Raw genomic sequence first — 25,684 nt, 5'->3', positions numbered from 1 at the left:
GGGACGTGCCCCTCCGCAGTTCGTTACTGCACCCAGGACTGGGTGATCATCCAGTTGAACTGCCGGTTGAACTTGAAATTGCCAACACGTTTGCTGACGAAGTCAAGCCGCTTCGGCGTGAAGAGGCCGACGGCCGGTGCCTTGTCCGTGACTTGCTTGTCGACTTCGGCCCACAATTTGTCGGCGGCTTTCTGGTCGGTCACGCCGAGGTCCAGCGCCTTTTGCATCTTGGCATCGATATCCTTGTCGCAGAAGCCGGCAATGTTGATCGAAGCGTCCGAACCTTCGCGGAAGGAGGCGCAGCTGAACAGGATGTTCAGGAAGTCGGAAGCCGCCGGATAATCCTTGTACCATTGGGTCACGGACATCTGCACCTTGTTGTTGGTGTTCTGGATGTAAGTGAACTGGATGTTGGACGAGATCGGCTTGACGTCGGCGACATAGCCGATGGTGGTCAGCACGCTCTGCAGATAGACGCCGATGGACCGTGAAATGGCGGTGTCCTCGACAATGATGGTCACCTTCTGGCCCTTCGTGCCGGATTCCTCGACGAGCTGCTTTGCCTTGTCGAGATCGGGCGCCGACCATTTGGCTCCGGGGTTCTTGGTGAAGGAGCAGTAGTCTTCATGGCCGGGGAAGTCAGGCGGCAGAACCTGGCAGACCGGCGAGGCCAGCACCTTGCCGCCGAACAGCTTGACCAGCGTGTTGCGGTCGACCGCGTAGGCGACGGCCTGGCGCGCCTTTTCGTTGTCGAACGGAGCGAGACGGTTGTTCAGCGGCGCGTACCACCACGCCGAAAGTGGCGAGATGTGCAACTGGTCCACGGACTTGCTGCCAAGTTCGCCCAGGCGGTCGCTCGGCAGCGCATCGAACATCCAGTCCGCTTCGCCGTTCTGGATCGCCGTGACGGCTGCTTCCTCGGAAAGGCCGAAATCATATTGGACGACATCCGGATAGCCGTCAGGCTGCGCTTCCTCGCTCCACTGTTTGAAATTGGGGTTGCGGGAAACCGTCATGCCCTTGTTCGGGTCGAAGGCGGAGATCATGTACGCGCCGGTGCTGGGGATGGGCTTGGAGCCCATGTCTTCCGCGGGCGTGTCCGCCGGCAGGACCACGGCGTGGGGCAAGGCGAGCTTGTAGAGGATCTCAGCGTCAGGCTTGGTGAGATTGATGGTGATGGTGCCGGCGGCTTCATCGCCGACAACGCCGCCTTCCAGCGTGCAGCTTTTGGTATCGGCCAGGCATTTGTCGGCGCCGACGATGCCGGCATAGAAGGTGCCGGAGGTCGGCCCGGAAATCTTGAAGATGCGCTGGAAGGAGGCGACGACGTCCTTCACGCCAAGATCCTGGCCGCTGGAGAACTTGATGCCCTTGCGCAGCTTGAAGGTGAAGGTCTTGCCGTCATTGCTGACCTGCGGCAGCGCCTCGGCGAGGTCAGGCACGATGGTAAAGCCGTCAATGCCCTCGGCCTTGCGGAACGCCACCAGGCCGTCATAGATCGGCTGGTACATCTGCCAGCCCTGGTCGGTGTAATTGATGTGCGGATCGAGCGTTCCCGCCGCGGAGCGGGCCAGAAGGCGAATGGTGCCGCCTCGGTGCTCTTTGAGATATTCGGCCTGTGCCGGGGCCAGCCATGTGCCGGCCAGAAGTGCCGCGGCCGATGCCGCCAGAAGCAGTTTCTTCATGCTTAGTTCCCCTTTTTTCAGTTGTCGTTGTGGTCCAGGAAGTCTCCCACCACCCGCATGCATCGATCCTGCTCTTCAACATGCGGCATGTGGCTGGAATGCTCGAATATCTCCCAGTGCGATCCCTTGATGCGGTCCTTGTAGGGCTGAACGGTCGCCGGCGTGGCCTCGTCGTGGCGTCCGGAGATGATCAGCGTGGGAACATCGATAGCCGGCAGGCGGTCGACGATGCTCCAATTCTTCAGGGTTCCAATGACGTGGAACTCGTTTGGCCCATTCATCAGATGATAGACGGTCGGGTTGCGCACGACCTGGGCGAAGCTCTCCGTCACCTCGGGCGGGAACGGCACGACCCGACAGACATGCCGCTCGTAGAACACCATGGTCGCCGCCTGGTAGGCCGGATCGTCCGTCGTGCCGGCCTGCTCGTGCCGGGTCAGCGTCTCCTGCACATCCCCGGGCAGGTCGGCGCGCAACCGGTTGGCCTCTTCGACCCAGAGCTTCATGGAGGCCGGCGAGTTGGCGATGGTCAGCGACTTCAAACCCCGAGGCCGCGTGACCGCATATTCGGCGCCCAGCATGCCGCCCCAGCTCTGGCCGAGGACGTGAAAGCCCGCGCGAATGCCGAGATGGTCGACAAGGTTTTCAAGCTCATTGATGAAAAGCCGGGGCGTCCAGAAGTCGGCACCCTTCTCGGGCAGCAAGGTGGAATTGCCGCAGCCCAACTGGTCGTAGTGGATGACGGCACGATCTCTTCGGGCAAGAAGCTTGTAGGCATCGACATAATTATAGGCGACGCCGGGCCCGCCATGCAGGATCACCACAGGAGGCTTTTCGCCGGCGAGTTCGCCGCTGACCCGATACCAGGTCTCGTAGTTGCCGAAGGTGGCCCTTCCTTCCCTGCCAATGATCTCAGACGACATTCCGGTTCTCTGTATGGTTGAAAGGCATCTTGCGGGTTCGTGACGGCGACTAGTTCCTGCTGCGGCTGGCGTGCACCCACTCTTCCAGCATTTGCACGCCGAAGGCGGTGGCCCCTTGCCTGCCCAGGGGCCGATCGGTGTCGGTCAGCTCCTTGCTGGCAATGTCGAGATGCACCCAAGGCCGGTCTTCCGTGAAATGGCGCAGGAAGGCCGCTGCATAGGGAGCATCGCCATCTTCCATGTCCTTGGCGTGGTGCCGCAGATCCGCGAAAGGCGATTGCAGCCCCTCGTCGTAGGCCCGGTCGAGCGGCAGCTGCCAGAACCGCTCGCCGACCGTTTCGCCGGCAGCGATCATCTGCGACGCTATGGCATCGTCGGTGCTGAACAGGCCGGCGAATATCGATCCGAGGCCGCGCGTCACCGAATAGGTCAGCGTCGCCAGATCGACGATCACCGACGGATTGAAGCGCGTGGCCGCATAGTGGAGGCAGTCAGCCAGGAGCAGGCGTCCTTCTGCATCCGTGTCGAACACCTCCACGGTCTGTCCCGAGGCCGTCGTGATGATATCGCGCGGTTTGAGCGCGGTGCCGGAAGGCATGTTCTCGGCAATGCCGAGAACTCCTACAGCGTGCACCGGACTGCCTTGCCGGGCGAGCGCGATCAGCAGGCCGACGACAGCAGCCGCACCGCCCATGTCGGCCTTCATGTCGAACATCTGCTCGCCGCGCTTGATGCAGAGGCCGCCGGAATCGAAACAGACGCCTTTGCCGACGAAGGCCAGCGGTTGGGAAGGCGCGCCTTTGCCGCGATAGCGCAGGACTGCAACTCTCGGCGGCCGCACCGAGCCTGAGCCGACGGCCAGCAGCGCGTTCATGCCGAGCTCTTTCAATTGCGCGGCATCGAGCATTTCGATATCGATGCCGGCTTCGCGCAGCGGCTCCAGATGATCGTGGAAATTGTCGGGGTGGAGATGGTTCGGCGGCAGGTTGACCAGCGTGCGCGCATATTCGACGCCATCGGCAATGGCATTGATCCGCGCCAGCGCCGAGGTCAGTTCCGGGCCGCCTGCCCCAACCAGTTGCACCCGCAGGGTCCGATCCGCTCCCGCTCCCTGGCGCCGGTTGCGCATGTCGAAACGATAGCGCCGCAGCCGCATGCCAAGCGCGACCCTAGCCAGGATTTCCGGACCCGGCAGCTCGACGCCGGCGATCGGGTCAAGGACAAGCGTGGCCGCGCATTCGCATTTGCTTTCCAGATGCGCGGCAAGCAAACCGCCGGCACGCGCCAATGACAGGCTGGTTACGGCTTCAGCCTTGCCCAAGGCCAGAACGATCACGCGCCGGGCCGATACCGCCTGCGGGGCGATAAGATCGATGCAGGTGCCGGATTCAACCAAGGCCGCCGGATCGGAGCAGGCACGAGAAAGAATTCCGCCCATTTCAGCATCCAGGGCCGCTGCCCGGGGGCCAAAGCCTGCCTGGGCAGTTTGCAAGATCACGACGACGGAGGTTTCCGCGGAAATCTCGTCGGCCGCTTCAAAGACCGGCACTGGCGATTGAGGCATAGGCGGTCGTTCTCCTTTACGGGCGATTTCGGCCGAGGCTGCTTGCGCAGTGCGCACAGCTTCGCCTGCCACCGATGGAAACCGGTCAGGCCGGTCTCCGCCGTTGGTGGAACGGGGCCGAAGTCCCCAAATAGTCGTTTTCTTAAGGCGGCTTAGTTGCTCTTGCCCTTCTGGGTATCCCCGAACAGGGCAAGCGATCAAACGCCAATTTTGTCCATGTCGATTGACAAAAACTCAACTGACATTTCATGATCGGCCAATGGCCCTACCCTCACTCAACGGCATGCGCGCTTTCGAGGCCGCCGCACGTCTCGGCAGCGTCAAGGACGCAGCCGAAGAGTTGCACCTGACGCCCTCTGCCATCAGCCGCCACATCCGCGCACTTGAAAGGAATCTCGGCCAGGATCTGTTCGAGCGCGGCTTTCGCCAGATAACGCCGACCATCAGAGGCTCTTACTATGCGCGCAGCCTCTCCGAAGCGTTCGAGGCCATCTGGCGCGCCACTGACGATGTCAGCGTCTCCGATGGCCCGAGCCACGGCAGGATCCAACGTGTCAGGGTCTTGTGCGTCCCGGCTGTCCTGAATCTTTGGCTGGCGGACCGGTTGCCGAATTTTCGCCGGCAGCATCCGGCGGTGGAGTTGGAGATATCGACCTCGGGCAAGCGCGCCAACTTCGATTTGGCCATTGTCGACGAGTTCGTCTACAAGGCCGGCCCGGCCTTGACGCTGCTGATCCCGCTGGTTCTGACGCCGGTCTGTGCGCCCTCACTGCTCGAAGGGCCTGTGCCGCTGCGATCGCCCGCCGATCTGGTCAATCACCACCTGATCCATGAATGCGAGACCATGAGGTGGAAGCGTTGGCTGGAGCAGGAAGGTGTTTTGGACACGACGCCGAAATCCAGCACAACCCTGGATGATTGCACGCTGATCATGCGCGAGGCGATCAATGGCGCTGGAATAGCGCTTGCCGACACCATGATGGCACAGGATTTTCTGCAGCAAGGCAAACTTGTCGCCCCGTTCCATGCCCGCCACACCTATCCGGCCGGCATCTACCTGCACCAGCGTCGCAGCATCGGCAACAAGCCGGGCACGGGCCTGTTTCAGGATTGGTTATTGTCCGAAGTCGAGGACCACAAGCGGGTGATGGCCATCGCTTAGGCAGAGCCACCGTTCCCGAGATTCGAATCACCTCGCCGGTGGAATTCAGCAGCGGCCACCATAGCGCGCCCTCGATAATCGCGGTTCGCATTGAATATCTTTAAGGCCAAAGCCGGCAAATTGGTTGCTTGTCGGTTCCCCGGCGTCAGGCGTAACCTCCGCGGTCAACGCGTGAGGGCGCGTTTTTGCAAAAGGGGAACATTGCAATGACGATACAAGGCGCATCGCCTGATCTATACAATGAGGACCTCGCTCCGGCCCAGGTTCGAAACTGGGGACCATTCTCGATCTTCAACGTCTGGACATCGGACGTTCACAGCCTATGGGGCTATTATCTCGCCGCCAGCCTGTTTCTGTTCTGCGGCGGCTTCGTCAACTTCATCATCGCCATCGGCATCGGGTCGCTGATCATCTACGCCCTGATGAACCTGGTCGGCTATGCCGGTGTTAAGACCGGCGTGCCCTACCCGGTGCTTGCCCGCGCTTCCTTCGGCATCTGGGGCGCCAACATACCGGCGCTGGTGCGCGCCGTTGTCGCCTGCTTCTGGTACGGCGCGCAAACGGCTGCTGCCTCCGGCGCCATCGTCGCACTGCTGATCCGCTCGCAATGGTTCGCCGATTTCAATGCCAACACGCATTTCCTCGGCCATTCCGGCCTGGAAGTGATCTGCTTCGTCGTGATCTGGGCGCTGCAGCTGCTGATCATCCAGCGCGGCATGGAGACGGTGCGCCGCTTCCAGGATTGGGCGGGGCCGGCCGTCTGGGTGATGATGCTGATCCTGGCGATCTATCTCTGCGTCAAATCCGGAACCTTCGCTTTCACCAGCGACATCCCGATGGACGTACTCCTGGAGAAGACCAAGGATGCCGGCGTGCCGGGCACACCGGGCTCGTGGACGGCGCTGTTCGCGGTGGCGGCGATCTGGGTGACCTACTTCTCGGCACTCTATCTCAACTTCTGCGATTTCGCCCGCTATGCGCCCGACCAGGCGTCGCTGCGCAAGGGCAACATCTGGGGCCTGCCGGTGAACCTGATCCTGTTTTCGCTGGTCGCCGGCGTCACCACCATCGCCGCCTATGACGTCTATCACGAGGTGCTGCTGCATCCCGACCAGATCTCGGCCAAGTTCGACAGCTGGTTCCTGGCGGCACTTGCGGCCCTGACCTTCGCGGTTGCGACCCTGGGCATCAACGTCGTGGCCAACTTCGTCTCGCCGGCCTTCGACTTCTCCAACGTCTTCCCCAGGCAGATCGACTTCAAGAAGGGCGGCTACATCGCCGCACTGATCGCGCTGGTGCTCTATCCCTTCGCGCCGTGGGAAGGCAGTGCCGCATCCTTCGTCAACGTCATCGGCGCGACGATGGGACCGATCTTCGGCGTCATGATGGTGGACTATTACCTGATCCGGAAGGGTGAGGTCGACGTCGAGGCGCTGTATCGCGAGGACGGCGAGTTCCGCTTTCAGGGCGGCTGGCACGTCAATGCCTTCATTGCCGCCGGCATTGGCGCCGTCTTCTCGTCGATCCTGCCGAACTTCACCAGCTGGCTGCCGTCCTGGTGGGGCGTCTATGGCTGGTTCTTCGGCGTCGCCATTGCCGGCATCATCTATTACGTCCTGCGCACCGCCGCCTTGGGTGCCGGCGCCAAGATGGCGAAGGCCTGAAAATTAGGGAGTAGGCAGTAGGCGCTAGGGAATAGAGAACCGCTTCCCTACTGCCTACTGCCTACTGCCTACTGCCTAACTGCCTACCATCTCGGCCAGCTTTTGCACCGTGTTCCAGTTGCGCGACGTGCCTATGCCCATCCGCTTGTGACTGGCGGCCGCAAGCAGCCGCGAGCTTGGCCTTTCACGCGAGAACACCAGCCATATGTCGCCGCCGACCAGGAGCACCTTCTCGTCCTCGGCGGCACAGGTCTGAAGTCCCGATAGGGCATCTTCGGCCACGGGTTTGCGCATCACGCGCACCGCGACCTGGTCGCCGGCTTCCGCCGATTCTCTGGGGAATGGATTGCAGCTTGCGAGTTTCAGCCAATCTCCGGCACCACGGACAATGATGTCGACGTGGCGGCCAAAGGCCGTTTCAAAGGCGGCCTCCAGCCGCTTTTCAAGTGCGGAGATCGTGGTCTTGTCACTCTCGAAGACAAGATTGCCGGTCGCCACCAGCGTACGAACATTCCTGAGGCCGAGGCCTTCCGCCATCGCCTTGAGGTCCGACATGACGACCCGGCGCCCCTCGCCCAAAATAATGCTGTAGAGGAGCGCGACATAGGTCTGCATGAGGCGCGGTCCCGCTTGACGAGCCTATACCAGGCGCGACTGCTCGACCGCCGCCTCGATGAAGCTGGCGAACAGCGGATGCGGATCGAGCGGCCGGCTCTTCAATTCGGGGTGATACTGCACGCCGATGAACCAGGGATGGTCGGGGTATTCGACCGTTTCCGGCAGCACGCCGTCAGGCGACATGCCGGCAAACACCAGGCCGCAATCCTCCAGCCGCTCCTTGTAGTCGACATTGACTTCATAGCGGTGGCGATGGCGTTCGGAAATCTGCGTATCGCCATAGATCTCGGCGATCTTGGAGCCCTTGGCGAGATCGGCCTGATAGGCGCCGAGCCGCATCGTGCCGCCGAGATCGCCGGTTTCCCGGCGCTTCTCCAGCATGTTGCCTTTCAGCCATTCGGTCATCAGGCCGACGACCGGTTCGTTTGTCGGGCCGAACTCGGTCGAGGACGCGTGCTCGACGCCCGCCAGCGACCGCGCCGCCTCGATGCAGGCCATCTGCATGCCGAAGCAGATGCCGAAATATGGCACCTTGCGCTCACGCGCGAACTTCGCCGCCAGGATCTTGCCTTCGGAGCCGCGCTCGCCAAAGCCGCCGGGAACCAGGATGCCGTGCACCTTTTCCAGCCACGGCGTCGGATCTTCCTTTTCGAAGATCTCCGATTCGATCCAGTCGAGCTTGACCTTGACGTGGTTGGCCAGGCCGCCATGCGAAAGCGCCTCGATCAGCGATTTGTAGGCGTCCTTGAGGCCGGTATATTTGCCGACGACGGCGATGGTCACCTCGCCTTCCGGATTGTGGATGCGGTTGGACACCGCTTGCCAGGGCTCCATGCGCGGCTTCGGCGCCGGGTCGATGCCGAAAGCGGCCAGCACTTCCGAATCGAGCCCTTCCTTGTGATAGGCCATCGGCACGTCATAGATGTGCGGCACGTCGAGCGCCTGGATGACCGCGCTTTCCCGGACATTGCAGAATAGCGACAGCTTTCTGCGCTCTTCCTTCGGAATGGCGCGGTCGGCACGGACCAGCAGGATGTCGGGCGCGATGCCTATGCCGCGCAATTCCTTGACCGAATGCTGGGTCGGTTTGGTTTTCAGCTCACCTGCCGTTGGGATGTAGGGCATCAGCGTCAAGTGTACGTAGACGGCGTTGTTGCGCGGCAGATCGTTGCCGAGCTGGCGGATCGCCTCGAGGAACGGCATCGCCTCGATGTCGCCGACCGTGCCGCCGATCTCGCACAGCACGAAATCATAGTCGTCATTGCCGTTGAGGACGAAATTCTTGATCTCGTCGGTGACGTGCGGAATGACCTGCACGGTCGCGCCGAGATAGTCGCCGCGCCGCTCGCGCTCGATGATGTTCTTGTAGATGCGGCCGGTAGTGATGTTGTCCTGCTGGTTGGCCGAGCGGCCGGTGAAGCGCTCGTAGTGGCCAAGATCGAGATCGGTCTCGGCACCGTCGTCGGTGACGAACACCTCGCCGTGCTGGTACGGCGACATCGTGCCGGGATCGACATTGAGGTAAGGGTCGAGTTTTTTGATACGTGCGCGATAGCCTCGCGCCTGCAGGAGAGCCCCAAGGGCCGCTGCGGCTATGCCTTTTCCAAGAGAGGAAACCACGCCGCCTGTGATGAATACATATCGCGCCATGGGAGTCATCGCTTAACGCGGCTGGATTGATTCCGCCAGAGAAAAAACCACCGCGAAGGCTTTTTCCCGAGAAGGCGCTCGGACCGTGATCCCGAAAAGTGGAATCCGGTTTTCGGACTGGCCCGTAGCCAAATAGACTTGGTCGTGGGCAAGGCAAAACAAAAGGGCCGGCTGAGCCGGCCCTTTCGGCATGATGGTGAAAACGTCAGATGATGACGACTTTGGTGCCTACCCTGACGCGGCTGTAGAGGTCCATGACGTGCTCGTTCATCATCCGGAAGCAGCCATTGGAGGCGCTGGTTCCGATCGATTGCGGCGCGATCGTGCCGTGGATACGCAGATGCGTGTCCTTCTTGCCGTCATAGAGATAGATGGCGCGCGCGCCGAGCGGGTTCTGGCCACCGCCGGGCATGCCGTCCTTGTACTGGCCGTAGTGCTTCGGCTCACGCTTCTGCATGTCGAGCGTCGGGATCCAGCGCGGCCATTCCTGCTTGTCGCCGACGGCGACCGTGCCCTTGAACTGCAGGCCCTCACGGCCGACCGCGATGGCGTAGCGGCGCGCGGTGTTAGACGATTCGACGAGATAGAGGCGGCGCGCACTGGTGTCGATGACGATGGTGCCTGCGTCATAGCCGGTGAATTCCACGTCCTGAGGGACGAATTCCGGCTTTACCTTGAACGGCTTCCTGGCGTTCTTCTGGGCAAGTGCCGAGTCGAGCGCGCGCGTCTCGGGCAGATAACTGATCGACGAGCCGGAGGACATCCCGCCGAACAGGCCTGCGAACAAACCGCCGCTCGGCTGCTTCTGGCCGCCGATGACCTCGCTGCGCAGCTCGCCATTGTTGCCGGTCAGGGCGACATTCATCGCCTCGGCCGGAAGCGGCTCGGCCGACTGGATCGGCGCCACCGGCGTCAGCGGTTCGATGATTTTGGTGGTCTTCTTGGCCAGCTTGGCCTCGGCCACTTCGGTTGGAGCGGTTTGGCCCTTCTTGGCCAGGAAGGCCTGCCGTTCCGCGTCGGCCCTGGCCTTCGCCGCCTCGCGCATCGCCAACTTCCTGGCTTCCAACGCCTTGGCCTTGGCGTCTTCCTTGTCGGCAACGATCCTGGCCTCGATCTTCTTGATCTGGGCGAGATCGTCCGGTGTCGGGTTTTTCTTCTTCTTGAGAAGCCTCAGTTGCGCCGCATCGCTCTTGGCTGCGACGGGGATGGCGTCGGTTTTGTCGGCCGACTGATTGGCGGCCAAATTGGCCGGCACGCCGGCGAAAGCCGGGGAACTCAGGCCCAGTGCGGCGCAAAGTCCCAGGAAAATGAAGCTGCGAAGCTGCATGGCGAAGATCCGATCGTTCAATGCTTGTTGCCCACGGCGTCGCCCGGCGTCCCCCAAGGACACCGAAAATGCCGCGCGCAATCTATAGTCGAATAAGCGCGGACGCCTCAAGCGCGAGACCGTGTTACTGCCCGTCGAATCTTCGTGATCACGCAGCATTTGCCGCGACTGTGTTCAAACAACAACAGGTCGCGGTTTAGACCAGGTGGAGTTACTGGTTCGGAACCTGCGGTGCCGCCGGCGCAGTGTTGGTGGTTCCGTTGGTCGCCGGCGCTGTGGAACCGGCGGGCGCGGTGGCCGGAGGCTTGGTGGCGGCGTCATTGCCGGATGGCGGTGTCGGCGTGGCGTTGCCGGCGGGTGCCGGAGTGGCAGTGCCAGGCAATTGGTTGAGCACGCCCTTGCCGTCCGACGACGCGGGAACGCGGTCGAGAATGTCGATCGGCTTTTCGCCGTAGCGGGCAATGATCGACAAGGTCAGCGACGTCACGAAGAATGCGGCCGCCAGGATCGCCGTCGCCCGGGTCAATGCGTTGGCGGCGCCACGCGCCGTCATGAAGCCCGATCCGCCACCAATGCCAAGGCCGCCGCCTTCGGAGCGTTGCAGCAGCACCACGCCGACCAGGGCGAGCACGACCATGAGATGGATGACGATCAGTACGGTTTGCATAGTTTATCCTGGCAAGGCCTTGCCCGGCCGCGGACACGACCGGTGAATTGGAGGCGGCTCAATACAATGCTTTCACGGCATTTCCAAGCCCGTGGCCGGAATATGGGAAGCAACGCGCCCTTTGCAACGAATTTGGACGGGACGAGACCCGGCCGGCGTCGTGGATGTCAGCCTGCAATGCTGCGATAGGCTTCCGCGATACCGAGGAAATCAGCCGCTTTCAGGCTGGCCCCGCCGACCAGGGCGCCATCGACATTCCTGACGCCCAGCAGTTCCACCGCATTGGACGGCTTGACCGAGCCGCCATAGAGAATGCGCATCCTGGCAGCGGCGGCGCCGAGCTTTTCCGACAGCGTTTCGCGAATATGCGCATGTGCTTCGGCCACGTCGGCCGCGGTTGGCGTCAGGCCGGTGCCGATCGCCCATACCGGCTCATAAGCAATGACGGTATTGGATGGCGTGGCACTGGGCGGCACCGAGCCGGCGACCTGGCGCGACAGCACGTCGAGCGTAGCGCCCGCTTCACGCTGTTGCTGCGTCTCGCCGATGCAAATGATCGCCACCAGCCCGGCGCGCCATGCGGCGGCCGCCTTGGCCTGGACCGTCGCATCGTCCTCGCCGCGTTGTTCGCGGCATTCGGAATGGCCGACAATGACATGGCTCGCACCCGCGTCTTTCAGCATCTCGGCTGAAATGCAGCCGGTGTAGGCGCCGCTTTCCTTGGTGTGGCAATCCTCCCCGCCGGCATGGACCGGCGTGCGCGACAGGATCTCGGCGGCGTGGGCCAGCAAGGTTGCCGGAACACAGACCAGCGCTTCGGTCTCCGCATCGAGCCCACTCATGAAACCGTTGCCGATCATCCTGAGTTCGTTGAGCGAGGCACTGGTGCCGTTCATTTTCCAGTTGCCGGCGACGAGCGGGCGAATTCCTGGCGTCATGGGTTTGCTTCTCCGGGCGATATCAGGCTCTGGCCCTCACTACCAAAATCAGGCCACAAAGCAATCGACAGTGGACCGGAAGGGCGCTATTGCGCTTGTTTCAAACTCGGCGCATCCGAAAATGCGCATAAATCGGAAGTAACGATGCTTGGTGTATTGAGAAGCGCGGCGGGTACCTGGGTCGCGAAGACGCTGCTTTCGCTGCTGGTGGTCAGTTTCGCCGCCTGGGGCATTTCCGGGCGGCTGATGGGTGGCCTTGCCGGCCATGATTCGGTTATTACAGCGGGTGGCACCAAGGTGTCGATCAACGAATACCGCCTCGCCTACGATCGCCAGCTGGCCGTCATGTCGCAGCAGTTCGGCCAGCGCCTGACCCACGAACAGGCAAAGGCGCTCGGCATCGACAACCAGGTGCTGGCGCAGCTCGTTTCCGGCGCGGTTCTCGACGAACAGGCGCGCAAGCTCGGCCTCGGCCTGTCCAAGGACAGGCTCGCCGAGTTGACGCGCGAGGATCCGGCTTTCAAGGGTCCCGGCGGCCAGTTCGACAGGCGAACCTTCGAATACAGACTGCACGAGGTCGGCATGCGGCCGGAGGATTATCTGAAGAACCGCGGCCAGGTTGCCGTACGCCAGCAGATCGTCGAGGCGGTCTCTGACGGCCTCAAGGCGCCGGACACTTTCTTCAAGGCGGTGGCGCTCTATCGTGGCGAGGACCGCACGGTCGACTATCTGACATTGCCGAAGACGCTCGTCGGGCCGATCGAGGCGCCGGGCGACAGCGTGCTCCAGGCCTATTTCGAGGCCAACAAGAAAACCTACGCCGCCCCGGAGTATCGCAGATTCTCCTATATCCGCCTCGAGCCGGTGGACATCATGGATCCGACGGCGGTCACCGACCAACAGGTCAGCGACGATTACAATAAGAACAAGTCGCGCTACACGACGCCCGAAATGCGCACCATCGAGCAGCTTGTGTTCAAGACCCCGGATGCGGCCAAGGCCGCGCTTGATTCGCTCAAGGCGGGTGCCACCTTCGACAAGCTTGTGGCGGCCGAAGGCAAGACGCCGGCCGATACATTGCTCGGCACTCTGGCCAAGGACAAGATCGCCGACAAGGCGGTCGCTGACGCGGCCTTCGCACTCAACGCCAATGAAGTCAGCCCGGTCGTCCAGGGCACCTTCGGCCCGGTGCTGCTGCGCGTCACCGAGATCAAGCCCGAGGTGGTGAAGCCGCTGGCCGAAGTGTCCGACCAGATCCGCAAGGATTTGGCGCTGGGTGAGGCAAGCCGCATCCTTCTGGATGTGCACGACAATTACGAGGACACCCGTGCTTCGGGCAGTTCGCTGGCCGACGCGGCCGCCAAGCTGAAGCTGAAGGACGTCACCATCGACGCCATCGATCGCAGTGGCCTGAGGCCGGACGGGTCCATCGTCAAGGACCTGCCGGAATCGCCAGCGCTGATCAAGTCGGTCTTTGACGCAGAACCCAAAACCGAAAACGAAGCGCTGACCACGGCCGACAACGGCTTCATCTTCTATGAGGTTGCATCGATCACGCCGGCTCGCGACCGGACACTGGATGAGGTCCGCAAGAAAGTCGTCGCCGACTGGACGGCGGCGGAGACGACCAAGCGGCTCGCCGCCAAGGCGGACGAACTCGAAAAGCGTCTCAAGGCCGGTGCCGCGCTCGATGTCGTCGCCGGCGAGCTCAAGCTGGAGAAGCAGACCAAGCGCGGCCTGAAGCGCGAAGCCGACGATGCCGATTTCGGCAAGGAGGGCGCCGCCGTGATGTTCGGCGTCGGCGAAGGCGGCACCGGACTGATCCCCTCGCCGACCGGTGACGGGCAGATCCTGTTCAAGGTCGCCGAAGTGTTCGAACCCGCAGGGGCCGACGCCAGCTCGGTGCCGGAGGACGCACAAAAATCCTTCACCTCCGGCATGTCGGATGATCTGCTCGACCAATTGGTGGCGCAGCTGCAGACGCAGTACGACGTCCGCGTCGACCAGGCCGCCATTGCCCAAGCCTCGACAAGATGAGCGCGCTGAAAACCCATATCGCCAAGGTCGCGGCCGGCACCGCGCTTTCCTTTGAGGAAGCGCGCGAAGCCTTCGACATCATCATGTCGGGCGACGCGACCCCCGGGCAGATCGGCGGCTTCCTGATGGCGCTGCGCGTGCGCGGCGAAACGGTGAGCGAGATTTCCGGCGCCGTCGCCACGATGCGGGCCAAGATGCTCCGCGTCGAGGCCCCAGCCGGCGCGATCGATATTGTCGGCACCGGTGGCGACAATTCCCACAGCGTCAACATTTCGACGGGGTCGGCGTTCGTCATCGCCGCCAGCGGCGTTCCGGTCGCCAAACATGGCAATCGCGGCTTGTCCTCACTGACCGGTGCGGCCGATGTCCTGACCGCGCTCGGCGTCAAGATCGACCTCTCGCCCGAGTTTATCGGCCGCTGTATCCATGAGGCGGGTGTCGGCTTCATGTTCGCGCCCGCGCATCATCCGGCGATGAAGCATGTCGGCCCGACCCGCGTCGAGCTCGGCACCCGGACCATCTTCAACCTGCTCGGGCCGCTCTCCAATCCGGCAGGCGTAAAGCGTCAGATGGTCGGCGTCTTCCTGCCGGAATGGATCATGCCGGTGGCCGAGACATTGAAGGCGCTTGGCACCGAGCACGCCTGGGTCGCCCATGGCGACGGCTATGACGAGATCACCACCACCGGCGAGACGCAAGTCGCCGAACTGGTTGGCGGCGAGATCCGCAGCTTCACGCTGACCCCTGAAGAGGTTGGACTGAGGCGCCATACCAAGGACGAATTGCGCGGCGGTGATGCCGCCTACAATGCCAAGGCGTTGCGCGATATGCTGAGTGGCGCTGCCGGCGCCTATCGCGACACCGTGCTGATGAATGCCGGCGCCGGGCTGGTGATTGCGGGCAAGGTGACGACGCTTGGCGACGGCATCGCGCTTGCCGCGCAGGCCATCGACAGTGGTCGGGCGCTGCAGGTGCTCGACCGGCTGGTCGAAATTTCGAACGGGTGAACCGTGTCTGACATTCTGCGCAAGATCGAAGCCTACAAGCGCGACGAGATCGCGGCCGCCAAGGCGCGCATGCCGCTGGCCGAGATCAAGGCACGGGCGAAGGATGCCGACGCACCGCGTGGTTTTCTTGCGGCACTCGAGGCGAAGCGCAGATCGGGCGGCTTCGCCCTGATCGCCGAAATCAAGAAGGCGAGCCCCTCCAAGGGGCTGATCCGTGCCGATTTCGATCCGCCGGCATTGGCGCGGGCCTATGAGAAAGGCGGCGCCGCCTGCCTCTCGGTCCTGACCGATGCACCGTCCTTCCAGGGCGCTCCGGAATTTCTCACCAAGGCAAGGGCAGCCACCGCCCTGCCCGCACTACGCAAGGATTTCCTGTTCGACCCCTACCAGGTCCATGAGGCGCGCGCCTGGGGGGCTGATGCCATCCTGATCATCATGGCCAGCGTCGATGATCATCTGGCGGGCGAGCTTGAAGCGACGGCATTCGACCTCGGCATGGACGCGCTGATCGAGGTGCATGACGAGGCCGAGACGGAGCGCGCGCTAAAGCTGTCATCGCAACTGATCGGCATCAACAACCGCAATCTCAGGACATTCGAGACCAGTCTCCAGACCTCCGAGCGACTGGCGTCGATGGTGCCGGCCGATCGTCTGCTGGTCAGCGAGAGCGGTATTTTCACGCATGACGATTGCCTCAGATTGCAAAAGAGCGACATCGGCACCTTCCTTGTCGGCGAGAGCCTGATGCGGCAACAGGACGTCACGTTGGCCACGCGCCTGCTGCTGACGGGCAAGGCTGCGGATGCATCGGCCCGAAAATCGGAATCGATTTTCGGAGAGCACGATGCATAGATTCAAAGTGATAGAGCGCACTTTGTGCGTCCGAATGGACGCACGTCGCTCTATGGCTGTCTGACGATGGCCGCCGCCCTCACCCATCTCGGCGCGCAAGGCGAGGCCAACATGGTCGATGTCGGCGACAAGCAAGAGACGACGCGCACCGCGATCGCCGAGGGTTTCGTCTCGATGAAGCCTGAGACGTTGAAAACCATTCTCGCCGGCAATGCCAAAAAAGGCGACGTCCTCGGTACCGCGCGCATCGCCGGCATCATGGCGGCGAAGAAGACGCATGAGCTGATCCCGCTCTGTCATCCGCTGCTCTTGACCAAGGTTTCCGTCGACATCGAACCGGACCATGCCTTGCCTGGCCTGAAAGTCACCGCATTGGCGCGTGTCACCGGCAAGACCGGCGTCGAGATGGAAGCGCTGACCGCCGCTTCAGTGGCCTGCCTGACCATTTATGACATGGCCAAGGCGGTGGACCGCGCCATGATCATCTCCGGCATCCGTCTGGTTGAAAAGACCGGCGGCAAGTCCGGCGACTACAAGGCCAACGCCTGATGGCCCTGGTTCCGGTAGCGGAAGCGCTCGAACGGCTGCTTGACGGTGCCGCACCGCTGGCCGGCGAAAGCGTCCCTCTCATCGAGGCGGCTGATCGGGTGCTGGCGGAGCCGGTCGTGGCACTTCGCACCCAGCCGCCCTTCAACGCCTCGGCCATGGACGGTTATGCGGTGCGGGCAACCGATGTGGCGTTGGTGCCATCAAAACTCTCGGTGATCGGCATGGCGCCGGCCGGGCGCGGCTTTTACGGCACCGTTGGCAAGCGCCAAGCGGTGCGCATCTTCACCGGCGCGCCGCTGCCCGACGGCGCCGATACCATCGTCATCCAGGAAAATGTCCGGGATCTCGGCGGTGGCGATATCGAAGTGATCGAGCCCACCGCAGAGGGACGCAACATCCGCCGTATCGGCCTCGACTTCACCAACGGCGACGTCCTGCTGGAGAAAGGCCGCTTGCTCGACCCTGCGGCGCTGTCGCTGACGGCGTCGGCCAATCATCCCAGCGTGAGCGTGGTGAAACGTCCGCTGGTCGCCATCATCGCCACCGGGGACGAGTTGTTGCCGCCCGGCAGCGAACTCGGACCGGACCAGATCATCTCGTCCAATGCCTATGGCGTCGCCGCCGTCGCGCAATCGGTCGGCGCCCGCGCGCTCGATCTCGGTATTGCCGCCGATCGCAAGGATGCGATTGCTGCGCTGGTGCAAAAAGCGGTCGTCGCTGGTGCGGATGTGATCGTCACGCTTGGTGGCGCCTCGGTGGGCGACCACGACCTGATCCATGACGTGCTGACCGGCGAAGGCATGGCGCTCGGCTTCTGGAAGATCGCCATGCGCCCGGGCAAACCGCTGATGTTCGGGCGTCTCGGCAAGATCAGATGCATCGGCCTGCCCGGCAACCCGGTGGCAAGCCTGGTCTGTTCGCAATTGTTCCTGAAGCCGCTTCTGGCGAGGCTTGGCGGCCGCGATTATCGCCAAGACATCCGTCAAGTCCGGTTGGGCGCCGCAATGGCGGCCAATGACCGGCGCCAGGATTATGTGCGGGCGGTGGTCAGGGAAGACGATCGCGTACTGGTCGCGACGCCGTTCAGCATCCAGGATTCCTCGATGCTGAGGATGCTGGCCGACGCCAACGGGCTGATCGTGCGGACGCCGTTTGCGCCTGCGGCGGCTGCTGGGGACGCTTGCAACGTCCTGATGTTGCGCTGAAGAACTGCCTTATAAAGACAAATGATCACAAAACAAAATGATCCCGGCTATTCCGAGATCAAGGCCCGCGCCAGTGGATGCGCCGGATCTGCCAGTCCTTCGACGATATCGAAATGATGCCGGTCGGGTTCGACCACGGCGCTGGTCGTGGCGCCAAGGCCGGTCCAGATGTTGGCAAGCAACGCATTCTGGCGCAGGAACTCGGAACGCTCGCCGCCGCCGGCCCAGCAGGTGAGACGCACACCATCCATGGGGCGCAGCAACGCCGGGCTTTCGGCCTGGGCCTCGGCCTCGTCGATTGCCAGCGCCGCGTTCATGCCGGTGCGCATCAACGGACGCAGGTCATGGAGACCTGAAATCGAAACGACATGACGTATGCGCTTTGCCACCTCGGCGGCCAGAGGCGTTGATATGGTCACCATTCGAGTGGCGAGATGTCCGCCGGCCGAATGCCCGGTAAGCATCAACGGTCCCCCGACCATTGCCGCCGCCTTGCCGATCGCCGCGCCGATTTCGCGGACGATACCGGCGATGCGTATGTCCGGGCACAGCGTGTAGGACGGCATCGCCACGGCGAAACCGCTGCTGACCGCGCCCTTGGCGAGGTGCGACCAGCCGCTCTTGTCGGACTCCAGCCAGTAACCGCCATGGATGAACACCACGAGCCCCTTGGGAGCGGCCTCGGGCAGGAAAAGATCGAAGCGATTGCGCGGTCGGTCGCCATAGGCGATGTCGATGCGTGCCCGGCCCTGCGCCGACAGCATGTCACGAAACGCTTGCGCCGGTTCCGCCCAGGCAGCCGGCCAACGGTCGCTGCCGGCGATATTCGCGCCATTGGCGTAGGCATTGTCCCAATCGGCAATGCGATGTCTAGGCATCGGCTCTCTCCCCGAGTGGCATCATTTCAGCGCTAGCAATGGCCGCCGCCATGCCATGCGTCAATGCTCCAGAGTAAAACATTTTAGGCTTGAAACAAATTTCGACTGGTGCGATCCTGCCTGCGGAACAGCCGACAAAATGGGAGGTCTGCTGTGCTGCGGTACCTGCGGATGTTCATCCTTTTTGGATGGAATGATCGAGCAGGTGCAACCGGCAGCACGAAACCCTCCACGAAAGACAGGAACTTCAGATCCACCACCTCAGGCCCGACGCGTTATGCATCGGCCGGGTAGCAGACAGGATAGCGGCGACATGCTTGGGCCTTCAGCGCATATCGACACGTTCACGCGCGATCACCTGCCGCCGCCGGATCAATGGCCTGATTTCCTGCTCGACGGTTTTGAATATCCAGAACACCTCAACGCCGGTGTCGAACTGACCGACAGGCTGGTGCAGAAAGGCCTTGGTGACCACACCGCCCTGATCGGCAATGGCCGCCGCCGCACCTACAAGGAGCTGTCCGACTGGACGAACAGGCTGGCGCACGCGCTGGTCGAGAATTATGGCGTGAAGCCGGGCAACCGGGTGCTGATCCGTTCCGCCAACAACCCTGCCATGGTCGCCTGCTGGCTGGCCGCCACCAAGGTCGGCGCCGTCGTGGTCAACACCATGCCGATGCTGCGCGCCGGCGAACTCGCCAAGATCGTCGACAAGGCGGAAATAACGATCGCGCTCTGCGACACAAGGCTGATGGACGAGATGACCGCCTGTGCCAAGGACAGCATGTTCCTGAAGCAGGTCATCGGCTTCGACGGCACCGCCAACCATGATGCCGAACTCGATCGCGCCGCCCTCGACAAGCCGGTCACCTTCACCTCCGTCAACACCGGCCGCGACGATGTCGCGCTGCTCGGCTTCACCTCGGGCACGACGGGCGTGCCGAAGGCGACGATGCATTTCCACCGCGACCTGCTGATCATCGCCGACGCCTATGCCCGCGAGATCCTGCAGGTGACGCCGGACGACATCTTTGTCGGCTCGCCGCCGCTCGCCTTCACCTTCGGGCTTGGCGGGCTTGCCATCTTTCCGCTGCGCTTCGGCGCGGCGGCGACGCTGCTGGAACAAGCGACGCCACCCAACATGGTCCACATCATCGAGACCTACAAAGCGACTATTTCCTTCACCGCGCCGACAGCTTACCGCGCCATGCTGAAGGCCATGGATGAAGGGGCCGACCTGTCGTCGCTGCGTGTCGCCGTTTCGGCCGGCGAGACATTACCGGCTCCGGTCTTCGATGAGTGGACGAAAAAGACCGGCAAGCCGATCCTCGACGGCATCGGCGCAACCGAAATGCTGCACATCTTCATCTCCAACCGTTTTGACGACATGAAGCCCGCATCGACCGGCAAACCGGTAGGCGGCTACGAAGCGCGCATCGTCGACGACGAGATGCGCGAGGTGCCGCGCGGCGAGACCGGCAGGCTGGCGGTGCGCGGGCCGACCGGCTGCCGCTACATGGCCGATGACAGGCAGAAGGACTATGTTCGCGACGGCTGGAACCTCACCGGCGACACCTTCACGCAGGATGAGGACGGCTTCTTCCATTTCGCCGCGCGCTCCGACGACATGATCGTCAGCGCCGGCTACAACATAGCCGGCCCCGAGGTCGAGGCGGCGCTGCTGTCGCATCCCGATGTCGCCGAATGCGCTGTGATCGGTGCCGATGATGCCGAGCGCGGCCAGATCGTCGAGGCGCATGTCGTGCTGGTTCAAGGTGTTTCGCCCGACGCATTGACCATCAAGCGCCTGCAGGACCACGTCAAGGCCACCATCGCGCCCTATAAATATCCGCGATCGGTGAAATTCATCGCCGCGCTGCCCAAGACCCAGACCGGCAAGATCCAGCGCTTCCGGCTGCGCACGGAGAAAATCAATTGAGCGAACCCTACGATCCGGCGTCCGAAGGCGCGCAGATGTCGTTCACGGAGCGCATGTCCTACAGCGACTATCTGCACCTGGAGAAGGTGCTCGAGGCGCAAACGCCGCTGTCCTCGGCGCATGACGAGATGCTGTTCATCATCCAGCACCAGACCTCGGAATTGTGGATGAAGCTCGCTTTGCATGAGATCGGCGCCGCGATCCGCTCCATCCGTGCCGATCGCCTCGAGCCGAGCTTCAAGATGCTGTCGCGCGTCGCCCGTATCTTCGAGCAGCTCAACAACGCCTGGGACGTGCTGCGCACGATGACACCAAGCGAATACACGGAGTTCCGCGACGCCCTCGGCCAGTCCTCCGGCTTTCAGTCCTGGCAGTATCGCGCCATCGAGTTCATGGCTGGCAACCGCAATCTCGCAATGCTCGGGCCCCACAAGCACCGGCCGGAACTCACCGACAGGCTGGAGGCGATCCTGGCCGAGCCGTCGCTCTACGATGAAGCCTTGCTGCTTCTGGCGCGCAACGGCTTCGACATCGGCGCCGATGCCAGGCGCACCGACTGGCGCGAGACGCGAACCGAGAACGAAGAGGTCATGGTCGCGTGGCAGACCGTATACCGCGACCCGCAGCGCTACTGGATGTTCTATGAACTGGCCGAGAAGCTGGTCGATTTCGAGGATTATTTCCGCCGCTGGCGCTTCAACCACGTCACGACAGTTGAACGAATCATCGGCCTGAAGCGCGGCACCGGCGGCACATCAGGCGCCTCTTATCTCAAGAAGATGCTCGAAGTCGTCCTGTTTCCAGAACTCTGGACGGTCCGTACCCGGCTCTGACTCTTTTGTTTTGACGCAATTCCGTAGGGAAAACCGCGTCACACTTTTCCTGGTATTGCGCTGGCTTTTCAGGTCACCGCCGTCTTGACCGCGAAGCGTGCTTCCTGCCAGGCGCCCGTGCGCAAAATGTCCTCCAGCACTTCGACAGCCTGCCAGACATCCTTGTAGCCGACATAGAGCGGCGTGAAGCCGAAGCGGATGGTCGAGGGCGCGCGGAAATCGCCGATCACGCCGCGCTCGATCAAGGCCCGCATCACCTGGTAGCCATGCGGATGAAGGAACGACACCTGGCTGCCGCGCGCATTGCCGTCTCGCGGGCTTTCCAATTCAAGGCCGTAAGGACCGCACCTGGTTTCGACGAGCCGGATGAACAGGTCGGTGAGCGCGATGCTCTTCCTGCGCACCTCTGCAATGTCGACATCGTCCCAAATATCCAGCGCTCCCTTCAGCGCCCGCATCGAGAGCACAGGCTGCGTACCGCACAGGAACCGGCGGATGCCGCTGCCGGCAGCAAAACCCTGTTCGAAGGCGAAGGGTCGTGCATGCCCCCACCAGCCGCTCAGCGGCTGGTGGACCTCGCCGTGATGGCGCTTTGCGGCATAGATGAAGGCCGGCGCGCCCGGACCGCCATTGAGATATTTGTAGCTGCAGCCGATGGCGAAATCGGCGTTGGCACTGTCGAGCTCGACCGGCAGGGCACCGGCGCTGTGGCAGAGATCCCAGACGATCAGCGCGCCGGCCTGGTGGGCCTTGCGCGTCAGCGCGGCCATGTCGCGCAGTTGCCCGGATTTGTAGTTGACGTGGTTGACCAGGATGACCGCGACGCGCTCGTCGATCAGTTCTTCGATGGTTGGCGCATCGACGCCCTCGAGCCGCAGCATCGTACCCGGTCGCGTCGAGGCCACGCCTTCGGCCATATAGAGGTCGGTCGGAAAGCTGTCGCCTTCGGCGATGATGACCGACCGGTCCGGCCGCATGCCGAGTGCCGCATGCAGCACCTTGTAGATGTTGATCGAGGTCGTGTCGCAAACCACCGTCTGGCCTGGGGCGGCGCCGATCAGGCGTCCGAGCTGGTCACCAAGCGCGACCGGCATGTCAAACCAACCGGCGGTGTTCCAGGCGCGGATCAGGTCCTGCGCCCATTCCTGGGTCGCTGCTTTCTGCAGCTCGTTGAAGACGGCGGGTGCCGCGGCGCCCAGCGAATTGCCGTCGAGATAGATCACGCCTTCCGGCAAGGTGAACCGGTCGCGCATGGCACGCAGGGGATCCGCCGCATCCATGGCTTCGACTGCCGCGAGGTCGAGCATTGCGTTCATGACTGGTGATGTCCTCGGTTATTCACGAATGGCTTCGCGAGCGGGCGCGGGTCCCCGGCTGCGCTTGAGGCTGGGCAGGGCAAGCATGGCAAGCACGAACAGGCCTGTGGCAAGCTTCAGGTCGGGAGGCGGCATGCCGGCGGCAAGGCAGAACGACACCAGCTGGTAGTAGATGATCGCGCCAGCGAAAGGCGCCAGCAGCTGACGCCAGACGGTCTGCTTGCCGACAACGGCTTCGCCGATCATCAGCGCGGCAAGGCCGTTGATGAGAATCCCGAGCCCCATATTGACATCCGCGAAGCCCTGCGACTGCACCATCAGCGCGCCGCTTGAGGCCGAAAATGCGCTCGCCAGCCCGACACCGCCTATGGTCGCGGCCCAGACATTGATGCCTTGAGCCTCGGCCATATCAGGATTGGCGCCCACGGCGCGCACCGCGGTCCCCTTCTCGGTCCTGAAGAACATGTAGAGCAGCACGAAGACGACGAGCGCGAGAAGGCCGGCGATGGCAATCTTGCTGGCCGGGAAGCCCGGCCGCGCGAACGGCACCCAGTCGAACACGGTGGGCGAGCCGAAAACCGACAGGTTGGATTTGCCCATGATGCGCAGATTGATGCTGTAGAGCATCGTCATCATCAGGATGCCGGCAAGAAGCGTGTGGATGCGGAAGCGCAAATGGATGAAGGCGGTGCAGCAGCCCGCCGCGAAGCCCGCTACGAATGCGATCAGGATGCCGGTCAGCGGCGCTGCTCCGGCTGCCAGCAGCACGCCGCAGACGCAGCCACCCAGCGGAAAGGCGCCTTCGCTGGTGAGATCGGGAAAATTCAGCATGCGAAACGGGATCATGATCCCGAGCACGACAAAAGCCAGGATCAGGCTTTGCGCCAGGGTAACCGGCATGATCGAGATGAAGCTGGAAAGAACGTCCTCAACAAAACCCATTGTGATCAGCTCGCCAGCAACATGCGGTCGGTCTTGACGGAAAAATGGCCGATCAGATCGATAACCGTGACCCTGGCCTTCTCCTCGCCGGCGACCTCCAGCAGGACCCGACCCGCGTCGAGCATGATCACCCGGCTGCCATAGTCGACGGCGTGCTGCATGTTGTGGGTCACCATCAGGGTGGTCAGCTTCAGCGCGTTGACGGCGCGCACCGTCGCCTGCATGACGATCTCGGCCGTGCGCGGATCGAGCGCCGCGGTATGCTCGTCGAGCAGCAGCAAATCAGGCGATCCACCGACCGCCATGATCAGCGACAGGGACTGCCGCTGCCCGCCCGAGAGCAGGTCGACGCGGGTATCGAGACGATTTTCGAGGCCGAGGCCCAATATCGACAGGCGCTGCTTGTAGGATGCAAGCCGCGTGGCGTTCAGCCCTTGCCGCAAGGTGCGTTTGTGGCCGCGCAGATCGGCCAGCAGCATGTTCTCCGCCACGGTCATGCTGGCGGCGGTGCCGCGCATCGGATCCTGGAAGACGCGCGCCAGTCGTGCGGCACGCTTGTGCACCGGCATGTTTGTAACGTCGGCGCCATTGATCAGGATCTTGCCGGAATCGAGGATGAGAGCTCCGGAAATGGCGTTGAGCATGCTGCTCTTGCCCGCCCCGTTGGAGCCGATGACGATGCCGAACTCGCCTGTGGCCAGCGACAGGCCAAGGCCGTCCAGTGCGACCTTCTCGTCGGCCTGCCCCTTGTAAAATACTTTGCGCGCGGATCGGATCTCGAGCATCGTCCCTCCTGACCTGAAAGGTGACGGCTCCAACGCCGTCACCTTTGCGGGCCCGATTTCAGTCGACGATGCAGCCGCAATCGGCCATCGAAGCTGGTATCTCGATGCCGAACGCCGCCATCGCCTTGCGCGAGATCAGCGCCATGTGGTCCTTGTAGGCCGGGCGTGACGGCGCGATCGTCTTGGGATCCTTGCCTTTGAGGATCTCGGCGGCGATGTTGCCGGCATTCATGCCGACCTGCTGGTAATTGACCGCGAAACTTGCCGGCACGGTGCCGTTGCGGACCGCGCTATCGTCGGCGTTGACGACCGGGATGCCGGCTTGGCGAGCGGCCGCGGAGACGGCGGCGATCGCCGGCTGGATCAGGTTCGAGGTCGGGCCGTAGATCACGTCGGCTTTGCCGGCGAGCGAAGCGATGCGTTGCTGGATGTCATTGACGTTGTCGATGCCGACTTCCACGACCTCGAAGCCTGCCGCGGGCGCCGCCGCCTTGATCTTTTCGATCAGGGCAACGTCATTGGCCTCACCCGGATTGTAGGGCACGCCGAAGCGCTTAGCGTTCGGCAGCAGCTTCTTCGTGAAGGCCATCACTGCGGCGACGTCCTGCAGATCGGAGGCGCCGGTCATGCCTTCGTCTCCAGCGTCCCACGACGGCACGAGCTTGGCCGCCACCGGATCGGTGACCGCGGCAAAGACGATCGGAATGCCGGAGCCCGCCAGCGCCTTCTTGGCGATCTGCGAGACCGGCGTGGTGATGGTGTAGATGAGCTTAGGCTGCTCAGCCTGCAGCTTGGCGATCATCTGCGGCACCAGCGATGCATCGAAATTAGTATGGCTTTCCGTGTAGACGACGTCCTTGCCCTCGACGAAGCCGTTTTCCGTCAGCGCCTTCTTGAAGCCGGCTATCGCGGCGTTGAGCTGGGGATGCTCGCCGAAATTGGCAATGCCAACACGAATCTGATCGGCCGCGGCACTGCCGGCGCTGATCATCAATGCGCCTGCCAGGGCCAATCCCGACAGCCAAGCGGATTTCGACTTCAACATCATTTCCTCCCAGATTTGATTGGTGCCGCTTATTGGACGGCACGTCAGCGATCATGGTCAGTCCATCACCGCATGTCAAACATTATATATAATTCTTG

Annotated in this window: 22 protein-coding genes; 9 read left to right on the top strand and 13 right to left on the bottom strand. The window is 62.8% G+C overall.

Annotated elements, in window-relative coordinates; translation table 11 throughout:
* Positions 1-23: 23 nt before the first annotated feature.
* From JT360_RS08365 to JT360_RS08355, 3 genes are read right to left on the bottom strand one after another with little or no spacing between them, the layout of a single operon-like run.
* A complete protein-coding gene (locus tag JT360_RS08365; RefSeq protein WP_214471009.1) occupies positions 24-1,685 on the bottom strand; it encodes an ABC transporter substrate-binding protein in 1,662 nt (553 codons plus the stop codon).
* Positions 1,686-1,702: 17 nt separating this feature from the next.
* Entirely contained in the window at positions 1,703-2,608 is a 906-nt protein-coding gene (locus JT360_RS08360) for a proline iminopeptidase-family hydrolase (RefSeq protein ID WP_214471007.1), read from the bottom strand.
* Positions 2,609-2,657: 49 nt separating this feature from the next.
* Positions 2,658-4,172, bottom strand: coding sequence for a leucyl aminopeptidase (locus tag JT360_RS08355; protein ID WP_214471005.1), 1,515 nt, complete (start codon positions 4,170-4,172; stop codon positions 2,658-2,660).
* Between the two features lie 259 nt (positions 4,173-4,431).
* On the opposite strand from JT360_RS08355, the gene JT360_RS08350 reads away from it, so the two are divergent.
* Complete coding sequence (locus tag JT360_RS08350; protein ID WP_214471003.1) at positions 4,432-5,334, top strand: LysR substrate-binding domain-containing protein; 903 nt, start codon at positions 4,432-4,434, stop codon at positions 5,332-5,334.
* A gap of 206 nt (positions 5,335-5,540) precedes the next feature.
* Complete coding sequence (locus JT360_RS08345; RefSeq protein WP_214471001.1) at positions 5,541-6,998, top strand: NCS1 family nucleobase:cation symporter-1; 1,458 nt, start codon at positions 5,541-5,543, stop codon at positions 6,996-6,998.
* Between the two features lie 75 nt (positions 6,999-7,073).
* Here JT360_RS08345 and JT360_RS08340 read toward each other — a convergent pair whose 3' ends face one another.
* The 5 genes from JT360_RS08340 to tpiA form a co-directional block, all read right to left on the bottom strand.
* The gene (locus JT360_RS08340) at positions 7,074-7,613 is read right to left on the bottom strand and encodes a DUF1697 domain-containing protein (protein WP_214471000.1); all 540 of its coding nucleotides are present in this window, start codon (positions 7,611-7,613) and stop codon (positions 7,074-7,076) included.
* Positions 7,614-7,637: 24 nt separating this feature from the next.
* Positions 7,638-9,275 (bottom strand): CTP synthase, encoded by a 1,638-nt coding sequence (gene pyrG, locus JT360_RS08335; RefSeq protein WP_284731552.1) that lies wholly within the window; start codon positions 9,273-9,275, stop codon positions 7,638-7,640.
* A 196-nt stretch (positions 9,276-9,471) separates the two neighbouring features.
* Positions 9,472-10,593: a L,D-transpeptidase gene (locus JT360_RS08330; RefSeq protein ID WP_214470998.1), complete on the bottom strand. Its 1,122-nt coding sequence runs from the start codon at positions 10,591-10,593 to the stop codon at positions 9,472-9,474.
* A gap of 211 nt (positions 10,594-10,804) precedes the next feature.
* Positions 10,805-11,260 (bottom strand): preprotein translocase subunit SecG, encoded by a 456-nt coding sequence (secG, locus tag JT360_RS08325; RefSeq protein WP_214470997.1) that lies wholly within the window; start codon positions 11,258-11,260, stop codon positions 10,805-10,807.
* Between the two features lie 167 nt (positions 11,261-11,427).
* Entirely contained in the window at positions 11,428-12,198 is a 771-nt protein-coding gene (gene tpiA, locus JT360_RS08320) for a triose-phosphate isomerase (RefSeq protein WP_214470996.1), read from the bottom strand.
* A gap of 144 nt (positions 12,199-12,342) precedes the next feature.
* Between tpiA and JT360_RS08315 the strand changes: the two genes are divergently transcribed.
* From JT360_RS08315 to JT360_RS08295, 5 genes are all read left to right on the top strand, one after another.
* A complete protein-coding gene (locus JT360_RS08315) occupies positions 12,343-14,235 on the top strand; it encodes a SurA N-terminal domain-containing protein (protein ID WP_214470994.1) in 1,893 nt (630 codons plus the stop codon).
* Entirely contained in the window at positions 14,232-15,242 is a 1,011-nt protein-coding gene (gene trpD, locus JT360_RS08310) for an anthranilate phosphoribosyltransferase (RefSeq protein WP_214470993.1), read from the top strand. The genes JT360_RS08315 and trpD overlap by 4 nt, the downstream gene beginning before the upstream one ends.
* Before the next feature lie 3 nt (positions 15,243-15,245).
* Positions 15,246-16,094 (top strand): indole-3-glycerol phosphate synthase TrpC, encoded by an 849-nt coding sequence (gene trpC / locus JT360_RS08305; protein WP_214470992.1) that lies wholly within the window; start codon positions 15,246-15,248, stop codon positions 16,092-16,094.
* Positions 16,095-16,160: 66 nt separating this feature from the next.
* Complete coding sequence (gene moaC, locus JT360_RS08300) at positions 16,161-16,643, top strand: cyclic pyranopterin monophosphate synthase MoaC (protein WP_214470991.1); 483 nt, start codon at positions 16,161-16,163, stop codon at positions 16,641-16,643.
* Positions 16,643-17,848 (top strand): molybdopterin molybdotransferase MoeA, encoded by a 1,206-nt coding sequence (locus JT360_RS08295; protein ID WP_214470989.1) that lies wholly within the window; start codon positions 16,643-16,645, stop codon positions 17,846-17,848. The genes moaC and JT360_RS08295 overlap by 1 nt, the downstream gene beginning before the upstream one ends.
* Before the next feature lie 47 nt (positions 17,849-17,895).
* Here JT360_RS08295 and JT360_RS08290 read toward each other — a convergent pair whose 3' ends face one another.
* On the bottom strand, positions 17,896-18,726 hold the full coding sequence (locus JT360_RS08290; RefSeq protein WP_214470988.1) for a hormone-sensitive lipase: 831 nt from the start codon (positions 18,724-18,726) through the stop codon (positions 17,896-17,898).
* A 313-nt stretch (positions 18,727-19,039) separates the two neighbouring features.
* On the opposite strand from JT360_RS08290, the gene JT360_RS08285 reads away from it, so the two are divergent.
* Positions 19,040-20,665, top strand: a complete 1,626-nt coding sequence (locus JT360_RS08285; protein WP_214470986.1) for an AMP-binding protein — start codon at positions 19,040-19,042, stop codon at positions 20,663-20,665.
* Positions 20,662-21,498 carry a tryptophan 2,3-dioxygenase gene (gene kynA, locus JT360_RS08280; protein ID WP_250888674.1) on the top strand — a complete coding sequence of 279 codons (837 nt, stop codon included), beginning with the start codon at positions 20,662-20,664 and terminating at the stop codon, positions 21,496-21,498. Before JT360_RS08285 ends, kynA begins: the two co-directional genes overlap by 4 nt.
* A gap of 68 nt (positions 21,499-21,566) precedes the next feature.
* On the opposite strand, the gene kynU is transcribed toward kynA, so the two are convergent.
* Genes kynU through JT360_RS08260 form a run of 4 tightly spaced genes read right to left on the bottom strand, consistent with a single transcriptional unit; the run spans position 21,567 to position 25,586 of the window.
* Entirely contained in the window at positions 21,567-22,814 is a 1,248-nt protein-coding gene (kynU, locus tag JT360_RS08275; RefSeq protein ID WP_214470985.1) for a kynureninase, read from the bottom strand.
* An 18-nt stretch (positions 22,815-22,832) separates the two neighbouring features.
* Entirely contained in the window at positions 22,833-23,756 is a 924-nt protein-coding gene (locus tag JT360_RS08270) for an ABC transporter permease (protein WP_214470984.1), read from the bottom strand.
* Between the two features lie 5 nt (positions 23,757-23,761).
* The gene (locus tag JT360_RS08265) at positions 23,762-24,541 is read right to left on the bottom strand and encodes an ABC transporter ATP-binding protein (RefSeq protein WP_214470983.1); all 780 of its coding nucleotides are present in this window, start codon (positions 24,539-24,541) and stop codon (positions 23,762-23,764) included.
* Between the two features lie 58 nt (positions 24,542-24,599).
* Complete coding sequence (locus tag JT360_RS08260; protein ID WP_214470982.1) at positions 24,600-25,586, bottom strand: ABC transporter substrate-binding protein; 987 nt, start codon at positions 25,584-25,586, stop codon at positions 24,600-24,602.
* Positions 25,587-25,684 lie beyond the last annotated feature (98 nt).

The sequence above is a fragment of the Mesorhizobium sp. dw_380 genome, assembly GCF_018588885.1.
Classification (GTDB): Bacteria; Pseudomonadota; Alphaproteobacteria; order Rhizobiales; family Rhizobiaceae; genus Mesorhizobium.
The sequence above is the reverse complement of the archived record's forward strand: the minus strand, read 5'-3'. Positions and strand labels throughout refer to the sequence as shown.